The sequence below is a fragment of the Streptomyces sp. NPDC002779 genome (assembly GCF_042888685.1).
Classification (GTDB): Bacteria; Actinomycetota; Actinomycetes; order Streptomycetales; family Streptomycetaceae; genus Streptomyces.
In genome coordinates this window covers 38346-56762 of sequence record NZ_JBIAQC010000021.1, presented here as the reverse complement: position 1 = coordinate 56762, position 18417 = coordinate 38346, and the positions used below count along the sequence as shown (strand labels likewise).

At 69.9% G+C, this 18417-nt stretch carries 17 protein-coding genes and 1 pseudogene; 11 read left to right on the top strand and 7 right to left on the bottom strand.

Annotated elements, in window-relative coordinates; genetic code table 11:
- Positions 1-342 (top strand): transposase (locus ACFYW5_RS34310; protein ID WP_389421055.1); only part of this gene is annotated, 342 nt, incomplete at its 5' end.
- Positions 343-453: 111 nt separating this feature from the next.
- Here the strand turns inward: ACFYW5_RS34310 and ACFYW5_RS34305 are convergent.
- Both ACFYW5_RS34305 and ACFYW5_RS34300 read right to left on the bottom strand, forming a co-directional pair.
- Positions 454-1302, bottom strand: coding sequence for a sigma-70 family RNA polymerase sigma factor (locus tag ACFYW5_RS34305; protein WP_389421054.1), 849 nt, complete (start codon positions 1300-1302; stop codon positions 454-456).
- On the bottom strand, positions 1295-1483 hold the full coding sequence (locus ACFYW5_RS34300) for a hypothetical protein (protein ID WP_389421053.1): 189 nt from the start codon (positions 1481-1483) through the stop codon (positions 1295-1297). Before ACFYW5_RS34300 ends, ACFYW5_RS34305 begins: the two co-directional genes overlap by 8 nt.
- 418 nt (positions 1484-1901) lie before the next feature.
- Here ACFYW5_RS34300 and ACFYW5_RS34295 point away from each other — a divergent pair, with 418 nt between their 5' ends.
- Entirely contained in the window at positions 1902-2108 is a 207-nt protein-coding gene (locus ACFYW5_RS34295; protein ID WP_389421052.1) for a hypothetical protein, read from the top strand.
- A 375-nt stretch (positions 2109-2483) separates the two neighbouring features.
- Here ACFYW5_RS34295 and ACFYW5_RS34290 read toward each other — a convergent pair whose 3' ends face one another.
- From ACFYW5_RS34290 to ACFYW5_RS34280, 3 genes and pseudogenes are all read right to left on the bottom strand, one after another.
- Positions 2484-3374 carry a hypothetical protein gene (locus ACFYW5_RS34290; protein ID WP_389421051.1) on the bottom strand — a complete coding sequence of 297 codons (891 nt, stop codon included), beginning with the start codon at positions 3372-3374 and terminating at the stop codon, positions 2484-2486.
- A 690-nt stretch (positions 3375-4064) separates the two neighbouring features.
- Positions 4065-4940: pseudogene (locus ACFYW5_RS34285) on the bottom strand (IS5 family transposase).
- A gap of 145 nt (positions 4941-5085) precedes the next feature.
- Positions 5086-5850, bottom strand: a complete 765-nt coding sequence (locus ACFYW5_RS34280; RefSeq protein WP_389421050.1) for an NAD(P)-binding domain-containing protein — start codon at positions 5848-5850, stop codon at positions 5086-5088.
- Positions 5851-6082: 232 nt separating this feature from the next.
- On the opposite strand from ACFYW5_RS34280, the gene ACFYW5_RS34275 reads away from it, so the two are divergent.
- On the top strand, positions 6083-6469 hold the full coding sequence (locus ACFYW5_RS34275) for a hypothetical protein (RefSeq protein ID WP_389421049.1): 387 nt from the start codon (positions 6083-6085) through the stop codon (positions 6467-6469).
- Positions 6470-6653: 184 nt separating this feature from the next.
- Here the strand turns inward: ACFYW5_RS34275 and ACFYW5_RS34270 are convergent, their stop codons facing one another.
- A complete protein-coding gene (locus ACFYW5_RS34270; RefSeq protein WP_389421048.1) occupies positions 6654-7343 on the bottom strand; it encodes a transaldolase family protein in 690 nt (229 codons plus the stop codon).
- Positions 7344-7998: 655 nt separating this feature from the next.
- Between ACFYW5_RS34270 and ACFYW5_RS34265 the strand changes: the two genes are divergently transcribed.
- Positions 7999-8802: a BTAD domain-containing putative transcriptional regulator gene (locus tag ACFYW5_RS34265; RefSeq protein WP_389421047.1), complete on the top strand. Its 804-nt coding sequence runs from the start codon at positions 7999-8001 to the stop codon at positions 8800-8802.
- 97 nt (positions 8803-8899) lie between these two features.
- Positions 8900-9487, top strand: a complete 588-nt coding sequence (locus ACFYW5_RS34260) for an HPP family protein (protein ID WP_389421046.1) — start codon at positions 8900-8902, stop codon at positions 9485-9487.
- Here ACFYW5_RS34260 and ACFYW5_RS34255 read toward each other — a convergent pair.
- A complete protein-coding gene (locus ACFYW5_RS34255; RefSeq protein ID WP_389421045.1) occupies positions 9466-10560 on the bottom strand; it encodes a LysR family transcriptional regulator in 1095 nt (364 codons plus the stop codon). The genes ACFYW5_RS34260 and ACFYW5_RS34255 overlap by 22 nt on opposite strands.
- A 263-nt stretch (positions 10561-10823) precedes the next feature.
- On the opposite strand from ACFYW5_RS34255, the gene ACFYW5_RS34250 reads away from it, so the two are divergent.
- The 6 genes from ACFYW5_RS34250 (at position 10824) to ACFYW5_RS34225 (ending at position 18322) form a co-directional block, all read left to right on the top strand.
- A complete protein-coding gene (locus ACFYW5_RS34250) occupies positions 10824-11234 on the top strand; it encodes a cupin domain-containing protein (RefSeq protein WP_389421044.1) in 411 nt (136 codons plus the stop codon).
- Positions 11235-11380: 146 nt separating this feature from the next.
- Entirely contained in the window at positions 11381-11836 is a 456-nt protein-coding gene (locus tag ACFYW5_RS34245) for a cobalamin B12-binding domain-containing protein (protein ID WP_389421043.1), read from the top strand.
- Positions 11833-13206 carry a methylaspartate mutase gene (locus tag ACFYW5_RS34240; RefSeq protein WP_389421042.1) on the top strand — a complete coding sequence of 458 codons (1374 nt, stop codon included), beginning with the start codon at positions 11833-11835 and terminating at the stop codon, positions 13204-13206. The genes ACFYW5_RS34245 and ACFYW5_RS34240 overlap by 4 nt, the downstream gene beginning before the upstream one ends.
- 6 nt (positions 13207-13212) lie before the next feature.
- Positions 13213-15090 carry an FAD/NAD(P)-binding protein gene (locus ACFYW5_RS34235; protein ID WP_389421041.1) on the top strand — a complete coding sequence of 626 codons (1878 nt, stop codon included), beginning with the start codon at positions 13213-13215 and terminating at the stop codon, positions 15088-15090.
- On the top strand, positions 15087-16802 hold the full coding sequence (locus ACFYW5_RS34230; RefSeq protein WP_389421040.1) for an AMP-binding protein: 1716 nt from the start codon (positions 15087-15089) through the stop codon (positions 16800-16802). Before ACFYW5_RS34235 ends, ACFYW5_RS34230 begins: the two co-directional genes overlap by 4 nt.
- A gap of 194 nt (positions 16803-16996) precedes the next feature.
- Entirely contained in the window at positions 16997-18322 is a 1326-nt protein-coding gene (locus tag ACFYW5_RS34225; protein ID WP_389421039.1) for an IS701 family transposase, read from the top strand.
- Positions 18323-18417: the final 95 nt, after the last annotated feature.

Genomic DNA, 18417 nt, shown 5'->3' with positions numbered 1-18417 from the left:
GTCCGGCCCGCCGGACGAGGCATCCGCAAGCCGGCCGATGATCCCGAACTGCCCGAGCGCTGGCTGCTGGCCGAATGGCCTGCCACCGAGCCCGAACCGGTGCAGTTCTGGCTCTCCAGCCTGCCCTCCGGCATGCCGCTGGCGACCCTGATCCGGCTGGTCAAATTGCGCTGGCGCATCGAGCATGACTACCGCGAGATGAAACAGGCCCTCGGGCTTGCCCATTTCGAGGGCCGCACCTGGAACGGCTGGCATCACCACGTCACCCTCGTCTCCGCCGCCCACGCCTTCTGCACCCTGCAGCGGCTGGCACGAGACCCAAAAGACACGGCGCAGGCCTGAGCCTCTACCAAGTCGTCCGCGAGCTGCAGACACTCCTTGCTCTCTGGGCCGGCGCCTGCCCCACCTGCCACCGCGACATACCCACACCGCTACGAACCTGACCAAGCCCTACTAGAGGTCGTGGGTGTAACTCACGCCAGCAGACGGTGGGCGGATGCCCGTGGCCGTGTGCCTCCTCGGCGGCGGGGTCACGCTGGACCCCGCACGACGACGACGTGCCCGCCGACGACGACGTGCCCGCCGATCCGGTGCTTGCCAGAGGGGCCGGGTCGTCACCGCCACCCCCAGTACGGCCGTGACGTAACTGGCCAGGACGAGAGGGTCCAGCGTTACCGTGAACCCGATCAGCGTCGTTTCGACGCCGGCGGCCGGGATGATCTCCCGTAGGCCGAACGCCATGCTCGCGGCCACCCATGCGACCAGCGCCGTGCCCAGGCCCGCCAGGGTCACGCGCAGCGCCAGGAGCGCCCGGTGCCCGTGGACGCCCACCGTTCCCGGCGCGGCTCCCAGCACCCGGGCCGCCTCCCTGTGGGTCATCCCCAGCTCCTTCGTCAGCAGCATCACCCTGCGCTGCTGCAGCGGCAGACCGGCCAGTGCCTCGTCGATCACGTGCCGCAGCTCGGCCTCCTCGACAGGCCGGACCGCCGGCTCCTCCTCCAACCGCACGTCCGCGTCGAGGGACTCGTACCCCCGGCCCGCGTCGTGGAGCCGGGCCGCGCGCTCGATCTCATGGACCATGCAGGTGTAGAGGTAGCTGCGCACGCTGCGGATCGGTTTCTCGTGGGCCAGCACGCACTTCAGGGCGTTCTGCACCACGTCCTCCGGGTCCGCGGACGACCGCGGTACGTCGTAGTCGCGCAGCCGGCTGGCTGCGAAGCGGACCATCCGGTCGTACCGCTCCTCGACCAAGTCCGCCAGCGCATCGGCGTGCCGCGACCGCGTCCTGTCCCGGTCAGCCATGCCGCCCCCGCTTCCCTGTCCGGCGCCCCTTCGGGGCCCGCCCGGACCTGTCCTTCGCACGCATCATCTCGGCCTTGCCCGCCGCGCGGTTGCGGAACGCGATGCTCTGCAGCACGCTGCTCAGCGCCGGCGCGAAGAGCAGGATCAGGAACACCGCGACGCCAACACCCGTCAACTCCACCGGACCTCCTCCAGTCTGCGGCCCAGCGCCTCACGGTGAAGCAGCGGCGGCCGTACAGATGCTGAGAGACGTACAGCCGCTGGATTCTTTACACGGCACCGAGAAAATCTTGGTGGCGGCCCCTGGCAGCTGCCCCCGGAGCAGGCGCAACCGGTCGAGGTGGTGTCGTACGACGACGTCCCCACTGTCTCGTTGTGGTTCGGCGGGTCCGCCAGGACGCCGGTCCCGGGCGCGTCGTGGTGCATGTCTGGACTGCGAGGATGGCGGGAGAGAGCTGATCCGGCACTCAATTTCCCGATGCCTGCTGTGATTCAAGCCACAGCCCACTGTCTAGTGGCGTTCCTCTTGCGCCAGCCCGTGGAACGGACCGGTCAGCGTCGCGAAGGAGGCGTGCACCGCCTCGCTGGGCGAGGGGGCCGTGCCGCGCCCGCTCCTTGTGCCGCTGGTGCGCGGCGAGCTGGTCGGGATGATCTGGGTCCGCCCGCTCAAGGACGCGCTCGCCGAGATCGCGGAGCTCGCGAACGTTGCCGCGGCCGCTGGCGCGGACGAGGTGGTGCTGGCCTGGGGGACTCACGGCGTTGCACCGCCTGCGAACTGCCGATCGTCGGCCCGGCGCCGTGCCTGAACATGGTGCTCGCCACCCGCGGTGGGCACGTCCTGCACCAGTTCTCCTCACCGAGCAGCTCCTGTCCCGCAGTCCCGAGGGCTGGGCATCGGTCGCCCCGGACTGGAGGCCGACCCCCGCGCCGCAGCCCGGCGGCGAGCTGGTACCGCCGATCCAGGCCGCGGTGAACTACTCCTTCACCCCCTCGAGCTGGACCAGCCTGACCCGTTCGGCGTCACCGTCGTGCTGATGGAAGAGGACGGCTACCGCATCAGACTGACCGAAGTGGTCGCCCGCTGAGCCCGTGGTCCGGGACTTCGACGACGACGCGCCCCGTTGTATCCGGGACGCAGACGACCTGATCAACGCCCGTAAGCAGGACGAAGACGAACGGATCTACGCGGTGACCACGTGTGCGGGCTGGTGTGGGTGCCCGAACTCTGCGTCGGTGAGCCACCCGAGCCGAGGAGCCGGGAGTCGCAGCGCAGGGGTGGGGGCTTCGCACAGCGGGCCGCTGTCACTGCTTGGCGAGACCCACACACCGCTCCATCGCGGGTGACGTTCGGTAATGGGATCGCCGCAACCGGCGCAGAGGATGACCGGGACCCCGTTCTCGCGCAGCAGCCGGGCCAACTGAAGAGGCTGGAGCTCGGGCACGTCGTCTGAGTCTCCGATCAACCCGGACATCATGGTGGAGCTGTTCCAGGTGGCCGTGTCAATCGTGTCGTCCCAGGTGGTGTCCGGACCGCCGCTGTGGAAGGTACGCCATCCGAAGACCGGTGTACCCGGACCGTTGGGTTCGGGCGTCTCGTGGAAGGACTCAAGTACAGCAGCGGTGTAGTCGGGACGGACCTTACGGATGCCGGCTTCCACGATCGGCCGGATCACGGTGTGCAGGGCGTCGAGAGCAGCGAGAACGCCCGTGTGCAGTCGGTCCCGACCGTGTTCGCCGGCCTGGTGCGCGGCGCACAGCACCATCTGCTCCAGGGCACCGTCGAGGAAGACGGCCTGCTCGACTACAGCTTCACCGTTATTGGCGAGGACGACACGGTGGCGCATCTTGACGCCCTCGATGTCGCCGATCCACTCCACCGGCTCACCGGCCTGGACAGCCTTCACCGCGTCAACAGGAGTGGGAAACCGTTCGGCGAGGGCCCCGAGCAGGTCGATGTCCTCCTCCGGGGCCTCGTCCCAGTTCACCAGCTCCAGGCCTGTGTGGGCTGGAGCGGTCCGAACCGAGGCTTGCTTCCGGGGTGCCTTGCGGTCCTTCTTGCGCTTCTTCGGCATCGTCACCAGTCTCCTTCGCCTTCGCGGCCACCTGGCCTCGATCCTTGCATTCGGCAGCGGCCCTCAGGCCCCGGTCATCGGACTCAGCAGGAGCCCGGGAGCTCTGGTCAGGCTGTGCGCTCCATTCCACCCCGCCCGCTACGCCCACGAGTTGTGCAGCCGCAGTACTGTCCTGCTGGGCCGCTCGCTCGGCACGGGCCCGCCGCAGTGCCAGAGCGCGGGTGGCCTCGGCTTCACGGCGACGCTGGACACGGACGGCCTCAAGCGGGCCGACTGCTCCTGCGAGGACACCTCCGGGCTCCGGGAACGCGCGGTGGCTCAGCTCGCGCAGCGCCCTGGTCTTGCCGGCCCATGCACAACACGGCGCAGCTACGAATCCACGAGGTACGCCTTCTCGCCCATCATCAGCGGTGCGTTGGCGGGCCCTTTGCTGTACGGGCCCCGCCAGATCACCCGGTGCTCCTGGCGGCTGGGCTACCACTGCCGGACCTTGTGCATGCGCACCGGCCACCGGTGGTGGTACACCCGCTTCGCCTCGCCCGCCGGATCCGACGCGCCGGGAGAGGGCGCAGCGAGCCGGATGACCCGCACATGGGGATCCCGCGACGCGGAGCCGTCCTGTCCAGTTGCGGCCGCGCGCACTCCGGACGCGGCGCGTGAGGGGCCGAGGGCGTGTTGCGAAAGTGCTGGTCACAGCCACTCGTTGATGGCTGCGACCAGCACAGTCGCCTCGTAGCGGACGGCGAGTTTCTCGTATCGGGTCGCCACGGCCCGGTGGCGCTTGAGCCGGTTGATCCCGCACTCCACCGCGTGGCGTTCCTTGTAATCGATCTTGTCGAACTTCGGCGCCCGGCCGCCGCGGGAGCCGAGCTTCTTGCGGTTGCGGACCTGGTCGGCCTTCTCCGGGATGGTGCAGCTGATGCCGCGTCTGCGCAGGTAGGCGCGGTTCGCGCGGGAGCCGTACGCCTTGTCGGCGCGGACCTTGTCCGGCCGGGTCCGCGGCCGGCCCCGACCGATGCGGGGCACCCGGATGCCCTCCAAGACTGCCTGGAACTGCGGGCTGTCGTGCCGCTGACCAGCGGTGACGAGCAGCGACAACGGCTTTTGCCCCTGCTCGACCGCCAAGTGCAGCTTGGTCGTCAGCCCGCCACGCGAGCGTCCGAGGCCGTGGTCGTCGGGCTCGGTGTCGACGCCACCGGGAGGCTCCTTCTGAAATGCCCCTTTTTACGCGCCCCGGCAGCATGCTGGTGGGCCCGGGCGATCGTGGAATCCACGCTGACGTCCCACGTGATCAGGCCCTTCGCGTCGGCCTCGGCCTGCAGCTGCTCGAAGACCCGCTTCCAGGTGCCGTCGCGCTGCCAGCGCCGGAACAGGTCGTAAGCCCGGTCCCACGGCCCGTACCGTTCCGGCACGTCGCGCCACGGCGCACCGGTCCTTAATCCGCCACCGTATGCCGTCTATCAACTGCCGCCGGGTCCACACCGGTGGACGGCCCGGCTTCTTGCCCAGCGGCAGCAACGGCTCAAGCCGGGCCCACTGGTCGTTCGTCAGATCACCACGCCCCACGACAAGTGATCATTCACAACCAAGATCGACTTTCGCAACACGCCCTAGTCGGCCGACGAGCCTCTGCCAGGAGTCACGTTCTCCCCGCCCCATAACAGGAAAGGCGAACAGATCAGGCGACAGTCACATGATCGGCCGGACAGCTCTAGCCAAGGTCTTCGAGAAGCCCGTCCAGCGCACGGGTCAGCGCCTCGGAGTTGGCCGCGTCGAACCACGTGGTGCGGATGCGCTCGTTGTTCCCGCCCGGGGTCTCGTGGTCGGCCGCGAGCTGCCGCAAGGAGCGGGAGCCGTCGCCCAGGGCGCGGCCGATCCCTTGGTAGAGGGCGCGGACGTACCGTTCGGCCTGGCTGGACTCGATGCCGTGGCCGGCGGCCCACGTGGTGAGCGTGGCGAGGTACGCGAGGTGGGCGGTGAGCGTCCCGGTCAGTGCGGAGAAGGCGTTGAACGCCGCCTCGTCCGCGACCGGGAGCGCCCCGCCCAGCAGTTCGAAGAGGGCGTCCACCTCGGGATGCGCCGGCCATGTCACCGTCACCCCGCGGCGCTCGCGGACGGTGGGCAGCGGAATGGCCCGCACCAGCGGCGCGCCGGTGCTCAGCGTCCAACGCAGGTCGTCATTGCTCACGCCCGCCATCAGGTTGACCACGATCTTGTCGTCGTCCACCGTCAGACCGGACAGCGCCTCGTGCCGGTCCTGACGGCGTACGGCGATGACGACTGTCCCGGAGCGGTCCACGGCCTCCTGGTTGTCGGCACACACTCGCGCCCTCGCGTAGCGCTCGGAGAGCTCCGCGGCCGTACCCGCGCCGCGCGGGGAGAGGTGGATCTCCGCGGGCCCGTCGCCTCCGTCGCACAGGCCCTCCACGAGAGCCCGTCCGATTTCTCCTACGCCGATGATGCCGATGTCTCGCACCGTGACTCCTCGTCGTTCTTCGTGACTGACGGCTTCCTGGCCCCGGATCCTAGAGTGCGGCCCACACAGGCGTGCGGGCCGACGTCACGGGCTGCTCGCGGGTGAAGGGGACGGGCGAACGACCGTCCCGGTCGCGCTGCCGCATGCCCATGTCCGATCCCTGCAAGCCGAGTTGCATCTGTTTCGACAGCGTCGCGGGCCAGCCGACGATGCGGTGGGAAAGGGGTCCGCGATGAAGGCGACATGGACGACGCCCGCCCAGGCGGCGACGTGCGTGGAGTCGGCGACCAAGGTCCGGTTCGGCGCCGGTGCGACGAACTCGCGATTGAGCAGATCCTGGGCGCCGGCCGCCGCAGGGTCCAGCATGGTCGTGACGACCTACCTGCCACGGACGGCGCCGGCCATGCCGATCTCGCACCTCAGACGCTCGACCGTGCAGTGGGCCACTGCCCCGGCCCTGGCGGTTCAGCTGTCGCCGGGCCTTCCTCGCGCCGAGTGCCTGGCCCTGACCTGGTTCACCGTGCACGACCTTCCGGGGGGCCATGTCGAGTACCCCGACGCTGGTCTGCTCGGCTGCCTCCACATGGTCGACCCGCTGGCGGTGCACAACTGGAAGTAGCAGCTTGCCGCGACATCCGGAACGGGCGCGGCAACGTCACGTCTCTGATTCGCCCCCTGCCGCGGCTCCCCCAATGACAAGTTGGTTGTTGCTGCCGACCTGACAGTCGCCGACTCCGTTGCCGCGTTGCCGACTTCCGCGGCTCCTTCGACATGGGGGTGGCGTGATCCGAGCGGGAGCTGGATCACGGCGGGGCGTTCCACGTCCTTCGGCGGCGGGTGAGTTCTGCTGCGACGGCTTGATCGGCCGTGATGGGGTCGGGCTGTGTGGAGTCGATGCGGGCGAGCTCGTCCCGGCCGTCCCGGTGCTGGTACAGCAGCGTGTCACCGGCCATGTCGTTGATGTGAGCCGTCTCTTCGAGTGTCCGGAGGGTGAAGGCCATCGCGGTGTTCCAGCCGACCAGCTGGGCCGCGTGGCGGGGCTGCGGTTCCGTCCACAGCAGTGTCGGCGGGTAGGCGTAGTTGGCCCTGAGGACCTGCCACCAGGCGAGGTTGAGGCGTTGCTCCCGCATCCGGTACAGCAGCCGCGCCATGGCGACGCTCGCCATGGGGGATGCGGACGTGCCGTCGACGAGGTTCACCGGGCAGGAGAGAACGGTCCTGATGTTCTCCAAGGGTTGGCCCATGATCAGGGCCCTTTCCGTTCCGGCCAGGAACGCGTCGAAGCTCCGGTCACACTGCTGCGTCGAGCAGATCAGCACGGAATCCACACCGAGGCCCTGGGCCAGGCACTCCGCAGTGGCCTCGGTGCCCGCCTCCGTGGCGGGGATCTGGACTATGAGATTGTCCCGGTCCACCGTGGCGCGCAGCGTGCACGAGGCCGATACGAGGCCGTCCGAATCGTGGGCGAGCGCCGGATCCAGCGGGGCCGACACACACCCCCAGAAACTTCCGTGCGAGCTTGGCTGGTCTGCCAGAAGGTCGCACAGCAGGCGCACCGTGTTCGGATCCGGCCGCAGGTCACCCTGCAAAGTGACTCCGGCTACGGGCCCCCGGCCGTGCGCTCCCACATATGGCACCAGCGTAGCTGGGTCGCCACCCGTCGCCCGGTCCGGGGTCAGCCATGACTGAACGCCCTCAGCTGCGAGTTGCTCCATGCATCCGATTGCCGCTCGGCTAATCATGTTTGCGATGCTAGGAAGTTGGCGCCGACGTAACCAACTGTGGTCCCATCCTTTGTCAACTCGGTCCCGTACTCGCTATTAACGGCTGCTTCTAGCGAAGGGTCGGCGGAGTTTCCTCTGCACGGCACATCGACTCTCCAGGTACCTGATGAAGTATCGGGGAACCGCTGGGCAGTCCGGCAGGAAGGGGGCCAACCTTGTGGGGATCGATGATTCGCAGGAAGGTTCCTCGGATATCGGGCTGGGAAGCCCCACGCCCATCCACCTGGCCAGATCCAGAATGGTGGACATGACCAGCCCTTCTCCGTCTCCTGGTGCGCCCGTCCCGCCGCCTCCGCGTACCGCTCCGCGTCCGGAGCGGCATCGATGAGAGGGATGACTTACGACCTCACAGCATAGGAGCGACATGCAATTCTCCATCCTGGGTCCTTTGTCCGTGACCTATGCAGGTCATTCGGTGACGCCCAGCTCCCCCAAGCTACGGCAGCTCGTTGCGTTTCTCGCTGTCAACGCCAACCGCCCGGTTTCGGTGGAGGCTTGCATGGAGGAGCTGTGGGAGGATCGCCCTCCCACGACCGCGAAATCGACCCTCCAGTCCCATGTGCTGCATCTGCGGCGAATCTTCGCTGGAGTACCCGATATCGAGACACTGGCCGGTGCCCATCGCTTTCTGCGCACCACCAGCGGTGGCTATCTGTTGTCGGCGGAGGCCGGCGGAGTGGATGTCGAGGTCTTCGATCAGCACATGGCACGCGCCCATGCGGCCCAGGCGCGCGGGGAGGACCGGCTGGTGTCGGCGGCCTACGCCGACGCGCTGGCGGTATGGCGGGGGCCGGCCCTGACCGATGTGCAGTGCGGCCCGCTGCTCCAGGCCCATACGACCCTGCTGGGAGAGCGCAGGCTGTACGCACACGAACAGCGCATCGAGGCGGACCTGCGGTTGGCCCGGCACCATGAACTGCTGGTGGAGTTGAGCTTTCTGACCGCCGAACACCCCATGAACGAGAATCTGCACAGGCAGCGGATGGTCGCGCTGCACCGTGCCGGACGCACCGCCGACGCGCTCTCGGTCTACCACCGGTTGCGCCGGGTGCTCGACGACGAGCTGGGCATCGAGCCGTCACCGCGCCTGCGGCGACTGCACACCTCGGTACTCACCGGTGAGCCTTCGCTGGAACCGGCCCTGCCCAGTCCCTCCTATCAGAGCTGACACGTCCCCGGGAGCGGCGCGCCGCCGCTCCCGTGACATGACGAAGTAGCCTGTCGCAGCTCCCGGCGGAAAGACGGCGGCTCCTAACCTCAGCGACATGACAACCGACAGTGCGATCAACGGCAACGGGATCATCGACGACAAAGCGGCGACCTTAGCGATGACCGGGACCGGCCAGGCCCGGTCCCGCGCGGCCTGGTGGCCGGCCAGCAAGGCGCCCCAGCGTCCGGGCGTGATCGGGATATCGGTGGCCACGGCCTTCGCTGTGGTCGCCATGCTGGTTCTGGTGAGCGGTGGCTCCCTGATCGGCCAGACACTCCTCATCCCCCCACTGGCGGCCAGTGGGGCGCTGGTGTTCGGAGCCCCCTCACTGCCGCTGGCCCAGCCGCGCAGCGTCGTAGGGGGCCAGTTGCTCTCCGCGTGCACCGGTTTCGTGGTACTCGCCGTGGGCGGCGGGTCGATGACGTCCGCCGCGGTGGCCGGCGGACTCGCCCTGGGGGTGATGATGGCTGCTCGCACTCCGCACTCGCCGGCGGCGGCGACCGCGGTGATCGTGGTCCTGATGCAGCCGAGCGCCCTGAGCTTTTTGCCGTTGCTCGCCCTGGCCTCGGTTCTCCTGGTGGGCGTGGGCATGGTCGCCGGTCGCAGCAGGGGTGGCGCCCGCTACCCCTCGTACTGGTGGTGACAGAGGTGGGTAACAGCGTCCGTCTCGTGGCGGGGGGGGGGGGGGGGGGGGGGGGCGGGGCGGCGGGGGCGGGGGGGGGGGGCGGGGCCCCCCCCGCCCCCCCCCCCCCCCCCCCCCCCCCCCCCCCCCCCGCCACGGACGGGCACCGAAACCGGAGGCGCCAGGCGGCGGGTCAGTTCGAGCGCGGCGACGAGCGTCGGGGGAAGCCAGGTCTGGTCGTTCCAGATCATCCGTACCACTCGCTGCTCTCGTGGCACGTCTCGCAGGATGCGCAGTTCACCGCTCTCGATCTCCCTGGCCACCGTTTCGAGCGGCAGGACGGCGATACAGGGCCTGTCCCGCATAAGTTCCAGGGCGCTGTGCACCGACCCGGCCGGCAGGAACTCGGGGATCATTCCGTAGCTCCTGCGGATGGCAGAGCGCACCCCTTCCAATTCGTTCCCCCCGGTATCCATACGCAGCATGTGAACCTCTGTTGACCGATGGTTACCTGCCCCCTTTCCGGCGGAGTGATCTGCACCGATTCCAATGACGCTGGAGAATGTGCTGCCGGTCACCGCCGTCAGCTCTACACGACGCAGGTCTTCGCTGAGCAGATTCACCCCGTCGAAATCTGCATCCGGTGGTGACATGACGATCCCCATGTCGAGGCGCCTCGACCCGACTTCCTCGACGATGCGCGGGGAGTCCATCACGACGGGGCACACATCCAGCTTGGGGTAGCGGTACCGGCATTCCAGGATCAGCCGGGTCAGCTCCTGGTCGACCGTCAGGGCGGAGACACCCACAGAGACTCTCCCGCTGACCTCCCGGTCCGTCGACAGGGACACGGTCAACTCGCTGACCAGGCTCGATATCCGGACGGCGTAGTCATGGAAGATCTCTCCGTCCGGTGTGGGGTGCACGCCGTGCGGCAACCGCCGGAAGAGTGGCGCGCCGGCCTGGGTCTCCAGGGCTCGTATATGCGCCGTCACCGTCGATTGCGAGTACCCCAACTTCCTTCCTGCCTTGGTGAGACTTCCGGTGCGCATGACTTCCAGGAAGGTTCTCACCTGGTACAGCGCAATTTCCATCGTCGCCCTCCCTCAGACTGCTGCACCTAATCATGTTGCCGTGCACCGCGCCGGATCCGGCTGCCCTCCCGTCGACTTAGTCAACTCAGCGTCCTCCGAGGCGGCTTCGGACGGGTATCGAGGACGCCGCCACTTCAAGAGAAGTGACGACGCTATCGAACATTCCGCTATCCCCCATCGACAACCACCAGGAACCATACCCGCTTGTCCTGGATAGATTTCTTTCCAGGCAACCGCCCAGTGCAGTCGAAAGGTTGGAAGCAATGTCCGAGATCGAATACATCAAGAATGTCTTCCGTAGCGGCTTCGAGCTCGACGACGTCGAGTGGACGTCGTGGGAGGAGCCCGGCCGGGCCGGCGTGGAGCACCACGTCCTGTGGGCGCCGGACGCCGAACACGGCGAGCAGTCGATCGGCCTGCTCCTGCGCTTCCCGCCGGCCGCCCACGGCGACTTCCACGAGCACCTCGGCTACGAGCTGATGCTCGTACTCGACGGCCGGCTGGACCACAGCGACGGCACGTCGTACAGCAAGGGCGACCTCGTCGTCGAAGGGCCCGGGACCCAGCACCAGATGTCCAGCGCCACCGGGTGCACGGTCCTGGCCATCCGGACCCGTCCGGCCGAGGCCCGGGAACCGCAGCACCCGATCCGCTCCGTGGGGACGGCAGCCTAATCCGTCCGGCTCTCCCCCCGGCGCGGCAGCGTCCCGTACAGCCCGCGCCGTAACCCAGACGATCCATCGAGCGAGTGAGGATCATGTATCCGACAGTGCCGACTGGAGAAGCCCTGCCCGCGGTCCGGCCAGGTGGCCGCCGACGTGTGGTGCTCTCCAGCGTCTCCTCCGACTCCCACACCTGGAACCTGGTCTTCCTGCAACTCATGCTGGAAGAGCTGGGACACGAAGTGACCAACATCGGCCCCTGCGTCCCCGACGACCTGCTCATCGCCGAGTGCCGGCGCACCAGGCCAGACCTGGTCGTGATCAGCAGCGTCAACGGCCACGGCCGTCTGGACGGACGCCGGCTCATCACCCGACTGCGGGCCGAGCCGGACCTACGGGAACTCCCCGTGGTGATCGGCGGCAAGCTCGGCACCCGGGGCGTCGAGAACCGTGCGTACGGACCGGAGCTGATCGCCGCCGGCTTCGACGCGGTCTTCGAGGACTCCGCCGGCCTCGCTCCTTTCCGCCGGTATCTCAAGGAGGCGGCGAGCCACGGCCCGGTATCCCGGGAACGGGCGCTCCCCGCCCTCGTATCCGCCGGAGGGCCGCGGTGAACCCGCTGCTCATGAACGCCAGCGGCACAGCGCCGCGGCGGCGTGCCACCGCGCCCTTCGGGGCCGCGGTGGCCGCCGCCGCGGCGGCCGGCCGTCTGGTCGTCCAGCCCCGCATGGGGTTCCCGGACGTACCGCGCATGCTGGCGGGCCTGCGCGCGGTGCACGACGCGCACGCCACCACCGTCGGCACCATCACACTCGACAGCTACACCCGGGTCGGCGACCATGCCTCGGCGCGCAAGGCCCTGGACGAAGGCAGCGATCTCAACGGCTTCCCGATCGTGGCCCATGGCGCCGAGACCACCCGCCGCATGATCAGCGCAGCGGGCGCCGGAGCGGGCTTCGCGACCCAGGTACGCCACGGCTCGCCCTTGCCCCAGGGCATCGTGCGGGCGCTGCTCGACGCAGGACTCGACGCCACCGAGGGCGGCCCCGTCTCGTACTGCCTGCCCTACAGCCGCACTCCCTTGGTGCAGGCGGTGGGCGCCTGGGCGGACAGCTGCCGACTACTCGCCGATCAGGTCGAAGGCGCCCATCTGGAGAGCTTCGGCGGCTGCATGCTCGGCCAGCTGTGCCCACCGGGCCTGCTGGTCGCCATCTCCGTGCTCGAGGGCGTCTTCTTCCGACAGCACGGCCTGCGCAGCGTCTCACTCAGCTACACCCAGGGCACCAGCTTCACCCAGGACCTCGAGGCGCTCGGCGCTCTGCGCCGGCTGGCCGACGAGTTCCTCGGCGACCTGCAGTGGCACATCGTGCTCTACACCTACATGGGGGTCTTCCCGCGCACTCCGGCCGGAGTGCTCTCCCTGCTGCGCGACAGCGCCGTGCTCGCTGCCGTGACCGGGACGGAGCGACTGATCGTCAAGACCGCGGCGGAGGCCCACCGCATCCCCACCGTGGCCGACAACATCCAGGCACTGCACGAGGCCGCCCGGGCCGCCGAGTCGGCCCCCCGACCGCCGGTGCGGCCGCCGGGTTCCGACGGTGCCGTCGGGGTCGGGCTGGGCGACAGCGCCGTCTACGCCGAGGCCCGGGCACTGGTGGAGGCGGTCCTCAGCCTCGACTCCGATGTGGGCAAGGCCCTGTTCCGATCCTTCGCCAAGGGGTATCTGGACGTGCCCTACTGCCTGCACGCCGACAACGCGCAGCGCTCGCGGAGCTGGATAGCACCCGACGGCACGCTGCAATGGCTGTCCGTCGGATCGATGCCTCTCCCCGCGGCCTCCGGCTCCGGCGCCCGACGGCTGAGCCCCGACGACTTCTTGAAGATGCTCACTTACGTCCAGCGGCGTTACGACGAAGCCGCGGCGGCAGAGCTGCCCGCGGGCCCTCTCCGCACCCCGCTGCCCACCGCCCTTCACAAGGACTGATCTCTCGTGTTCCCAGACAGCAGCGAACGTCCGATCCTCACCCTGGCGATCATCGGCTCCGGGCCGCGCGGCGTGTCCGTTCTCGAGCGGCTCGCCTTCCGCCTGATGGCCGGTGACCTCACCGATCACAGAGTCCGCATCCATGTCATAGACGCTGTGGAGGTCGGAGCCGGCCGCATCTGGCGTACTGACCAGGACGAGTGGTTCACCATGAACACCGTCGCGGGCCAGGTGACCATGTATTCCGGCCCGCCCGACGGCGGACCTGCCCGGCCGGGCGCGGGCCCCTCCCTCGGGGAGTGGCTCCGACTGCGCGCGGTGCGGCACGACGGGCTCCCGCTCGGCCCCGACGACTATGCCTCCCGGCGGCTCTACGGCCAGTACCTGCGCTCCGTCTACCAGTCCGTCGCCGACCATCTGCCGGCCCATGCGGAGCTGTTCGCGACCCGGGCACGGGTCACCGCGGTGGCCCCCGCGCCGGAAGGCGGCTACCTCATCGAGCTGGCCGGCCCGCCGTACCTCATGGAAGCCGACCGGGTGCTGCTCGCCACCGGCCACCCGGAGATCGCTCCGGACGACTTCGAACAGAGCATGCTCGACTTCGCGGGCCGCCACCCCGGCGCCACCTATGTGCGCGGTGACTCCGCCGCGGACATGCCGCTCTCCGCCGCCGACATCGCCCCGGGCAGCGCTGTCGGGATCCGGGGAATGGGGCTGTCCTTCTACGACGTGATGCTCTCGCTCACCGTCGGCCGCGGAGGTGCCTTCCTCCGCGACGACGAGGGTCTGCTCCGCTACCTGCCCAGCGGGCTTGAGCCCCGCATCGTGGCGGGCTCGCGCAGCGGGCTGCCCATACCTGCCCGGGGGCGCAACCAGAAGAGCCCCGACCACACCTACCACCCCCGGTTCCTGACCAAGGGGGCGGTGGCCGTCGCGCGCGAGCGCCGCCGCCGGACCACCGGCAGCGACCGACTCCGCTTCAACGACGACATCCTGCCCCTGCTGCTGAAGGAGCTCGACCATGTGTACCACTCCACCCGGAAGGCATCGGACAGTGCCGGGCCGCTGCCGCCTCTGGACCTCCGAGCACTCGCCCGCCCCTTCGAAGGCGTCCTGTTCGACGGCCCGTCGGCCTTCCGTGCACGGCTCCTGGACACCCTGCGCGCGGACCTGGCCCAGGCTGCGCTGGGCAACGTGGACGGCCCGCTGAAGGCCGCGCTCGACGTCCTGCGCGACATACGCAACGTGGTCCGGGAGGCGGTCGACTTCGGGGGGCTGCATCCCGACTCGCACAGCAAGGAATTCCAGCGGGACTTCCTCCCTGTCAACGCCCTGCTCTCCGCCGGGCCCCCGGCTGAGCGGGTGGAGCAGCTCGTCACGCTCATCGAGGGCGGGATCGTCGAGGTGGCCGGACCCGCCGCGCGGTTCACGGCCGACGAGGAGTCGGGGCTGTTCCTGGTGGACTCGCCGCAGGTGGCAGGCTCCGCACGGTCGGTGCAGACCCTGATAGACGCCCGTATCCCCGTGCCGGACCTGCACCGGGACCGTTCCCCGCTGACCCAGTCCTTGATAGCGGCAGGGCTGGTCAGCGAGTACGTGACCACGGAGCCTCGCTCGGGGGTGACCCGCGGGACCGGTGGACTCCATGTGACGCGAGCACCGTTCCAGGTGGTCGGCCAGGGCGGTTCGGTGCGCGAGGACCTGTACGCCCTGGGTATCCCGACCGAGCACACGCGCTGGTTCACCCAAGTGGGCAGCGGCAAGCCCGGCTTGAACACGCTGTTCCACCAGGACGCGGAGTCGATAGCCGCCGACATGTTGCGTCCCGTGCGCACCGCGCCCGCGGAGCGGCTCGCTCCGCTCAACGCGGGGAGGGCGGCATGAGCATCCACGACCCGCGGGCGAGCCGGGCCTTTCGAGCAGCCCGCGATCTGCTGCTCTCCCACTACGGCGACCCGGAGACCGCGCGCAAGGCTTTCACCTGGCCGGAACTCACCTGCTTCAACTGGGCCTTCGACTGGTTCGACGTGATCGCCGAGGGGAACCGAAGCACCGCGCTCCGGCTGGTCGGACCGACCCCCGAGGACGACGAGGCCGTCTCCTTCGAAGAGCTGTCGCGCCGGTCCGACCAGGTGGCCCACTGGCTGGAGGAGTGCGGCGTCCGCCGCGGGGATCGGATACTGCTCGCCTTGCCCAACTGCCGCCCGCTGTGGGAGGCGATGCTGGCGGCGATCAAACTGGGTGCGGTGGTGGTGCCCACGTACACCACGGCGACCACGGCCGACCTCGCCGACCGACTCGACCGCGCCGAGGTGCGGCACGTGCTCGCGGACGCAGCCCTGACCGAGCGGTTCGCGGGACTGCCCGGAAGCTGGACCCGGATGGCCGTCGGCGGTCCGGTGCCCGGGTGGCTGACGTACGAGGAATCGTGGACCGCGGACCGGAGCCGGTACGAGCCGCAGGCACTCACCCGCGCCGACGAACCGCTCTTCGTGTACTTCACCTCCGGCACCACCTCGCGGGCCAAGATGGTGGGCCACACGCACACCAGTTACCCGGTGGGCCATCTGTCCGGGATGTTCTGGAACGGGGTGAGGCCGGGCGACGCGCATCTGAACATCTCGGCCCCGGGCTGGGCCAAGCATGCCTGGAGCTCCTTCTTCGTGCCGTGGAACGCAGAGGCCACCATCGTCGCGCTCACCGGTACACAGCCTGAACCGCGGCACATCCTCCAGGCGCTGCGCACCCGCGGCGTCACCAGTTTCTGCGCGCCCCCCACGGTGTGGCGGGGACTGCTGGCCACGGGGCTCGGCCCTCCCTCGCCGTGGCTGCGCGAGGCCACCTGCGCCGGTGAACCGCTGGAGCCCGCACTGACCGAGCGGGTCGCGGCGGCCTGGGGTGTGCGGCTGCGGGACGGATACGGCCAGACGGAGACCACAGCGCAGCTGGGGCAGGCCCCGGGGTCCGACCCGGAACCGGGCACGATGGGGCGGCCGCTGCCGGGGTACGAGGTGGTCGTCGTGGACCCGGCATCGGACCGGCCCGTCGAGGTCGGCGGGACCGGGGAGTTGTGTCTGGACCTGACGCACCGGCCGGCCGGCCTGATGTCCGGTTACCTCGACGACGTGAGCAGGACCGCCAAGGTCTTCGCGGGCGATCGCTACCGCACCGGGGACCTGGTCACCGTGGAAGCGGGCGGAACCCTGCGCTACGCTGGGCGCAACGACGACATGTTCAAGTCGTACGACCACCGGATCTCCCCGCTGGAGCTGGAGCGCGTGCTGCTCCGCCACCCCTGCGTCGCCGAGGCCGCGGTGGTCCCGGTGCCCGACGACATGGGCCTCTGGATCCCCAAGGCCTACGTCGTGCTCGCCCCCGGCACGCTCGGCGGTGCCCCCGGCAGGGACCTGGGACTCGCTGAGGTGGCGCGGGCGCTGTTCGACTTCGCGTCGGTCGAACTCCCGCCCGAGAAGTGGGTCAAGGTCGTGGAGTTCGCCTCCCGGCTGCCGGTGACGGTCTCCGGAAAGGTACGACGGGCGGCGCTGCGGGAGGCCGGCTCGCTCGGTGGCCGCGAGTTCCACCTGCCGGCGTCCTGAGCACCGGTGCCGGGCCCACCACCCCCCACCGCCCCTCGGCCCCCCGGCTGCCCGCCCACAGCCGGGGGGTGAGGGGCGGACCAGCACCGAATGCCTCAGTCCGGTGCCGGTAGCACATCGTCACGCCCCTGTGGGAACGCCACTGTGGATGCGGGCCGGAAAGCATCGGACCGCAGTGGCAGGAAGGGGAGCGTGTGAACGCATATGTGTCCGCCGACATGTCCGCCGGGTTCGCCAGGCGCGTCGAGAGCGGGGAGGGCAACCGGGTCCTGGCGGCGCTGGCCGCGGAGCTGACCGACTGGGTGCTGTCGCCGTCTTTGCCGCGCCGGGACCAGCGGGCCCGGGGCGAGCAGTATCTGCGCGGCCTGCTGACGGTCAAAGGGCGCAAGTCCATGCGCAATATCGCCACCATGATCGGCAACAGCGCCGCGGAGCAGAGCATGCACCACTTCATCAGCGCCTCGACCTGGGACTGGATGACCATGCGGGAAGCGCTGGCGCTCTGTCTGCAGCGCACGGCGCCGCCACAGGCCTGGGTCGTCCAGCCTTTCGCCATCCCCAAGCTGGGTGAGTGGAGTGTGGGAGTGGAGCCGGACGCCGACTCGGGCGGACCGGCGGCGGGGCAGTACGCCTACGGCGTGTGGTCCACCACCGAGGAGCTGAGCGTCCCGGTCAACTGGCGCCTGTATCTGTCGCACCGCTGGCTCCTGGACCCGGAGCGGCGCCGGCGCGCGGGCATTCCCGCCGACGTGGTCGTCGAGACGCCGGAGGAGTGTGCGGCAGCGTCCGTGCTGCGGGGGGTACGGAACTGGCCGACGCCACGGCAGCCGGTGGTCTTCGATGTGGCCGGCGCCGACACCCGTCGGCTGATCAGCAGGTTCGACGAGGCCGGCCTCCCACTGCTGGCCCGGGCAGGATCCCTGACAGCGCTGAAGGTGGCCGCCCCCTCGCTGCCGGGCTACGGCGCCGGACCGCTGCCCGCACGCCAGATCCTGCAGTCGGTCAAGGGGTTGCGGCGACCGGTGGAGTGGACCGACCCGGCCGGCGGGCACCGGCGGGTCTCCCTGGCCGTCGCGGTCCCGGTGACCACGCCCGGCAGCGGGCGGCCGGACGGGCGACGCCCCGCGCCGCAGGGCTTGCAGGCCCCGCACGAGCACCCCCCGCTGATGCTGGTGGGGGAATGGCAGGACCCCGCCCGGCCGCCGGCCCACATCTGGCTCACCGGTATGCACCGGACGCCGGTCCACGAGCTGGTGCGGCTCACCAAGCTGGGCGGACGAGTCGCCTACGACGCCGAGATGGTGGGAGAGCGGATCGGGCTGCGCGACTTCGAGGGCCGTTCCTTCGGAGGCTGGCACCGCCATATGACCTTGGCATCCGTGGCTCATGCCGTGACCGTGCTCTCGCGCAAGGCGGGCAGCGCGGCTCCCGCGCCGAAGTCCACCCTGCACCGGCTCGGACGGCGCCCGGTGCGACACCGGTGCGACGCCGGCGGCGCAGCCGAGGCACCGGCGGCCTGAGCAGACGACCTGCGGCATACCGCAGCTCCCGCGGCGGGGGGGGCCCGGGGGGGGCCGCCCCGCCGCCGGGGGGCGGTGCGGGGCGGGCCGGCCAT

Excerpts from the sequence above, each read along its gene's own strand:
- ACFYW5_RS34305 (WP_389421054.1), bottom strand. The coding sequence starts at position 1,302 with ATGGCTGACCGGGACAGGACGCGGTCGCGGCACGCCGATGCGCTGGCG.
- ACFYW5_RS34290 (WP_389421051.1), bottom strand. The coding sequence starts at position 3,374 with ATGCCGAAGAAGCGCAAGAAGGACCGCAAGGCACCCCGGAAGCAAGCC.
- ACFYW5_RS34275 (WP_389421049.1), top strand. The coding sequence starts at position 6,083 with ATGAAGGCGACATGGACGACGCCCGCCCAGGCGGCGACGTGCGTGGAG.
- ACFYW5_RS34265 (WP_389421047.1), top strand. The coding sequence starts at position 7,999 with ATGCAATTCTCCATCCTGGGTCCTTTGTCCGTGACCTATGCAGGTCAT.
- ACFYW5_RS34260 (WP_389421046.1), top strand. The coding sequence starts at position 8,900 with ATGACAACCGACAGTGCGATCAACGGCAACGGGATCATCGACGACAAA.
- ACFYW5_RS34255 (WP_389421045.1), bottom strand. The coding sequence starts at position 10,560 with ATGGAAATTGCGCTGTACCAGGTGAGAACCTTCCTGGAAGTCATGCGC.
- ACFYW5_RS34250 (WP_389421044.1), top strand. The coding sequence starts at position 10,824 with ATGTCCGAGATCGAATACATCAAGAATGTCTTCCGTAGCGGCTTCGAG.
- ACFYW5_RS34230 (WP_389421040.1), top strand. The coding sequence starts at position 15,087 with ATGAGCATCCACGACCCGCGGGCGAGCCGGGCCTTTCGAGCAGCCCGC.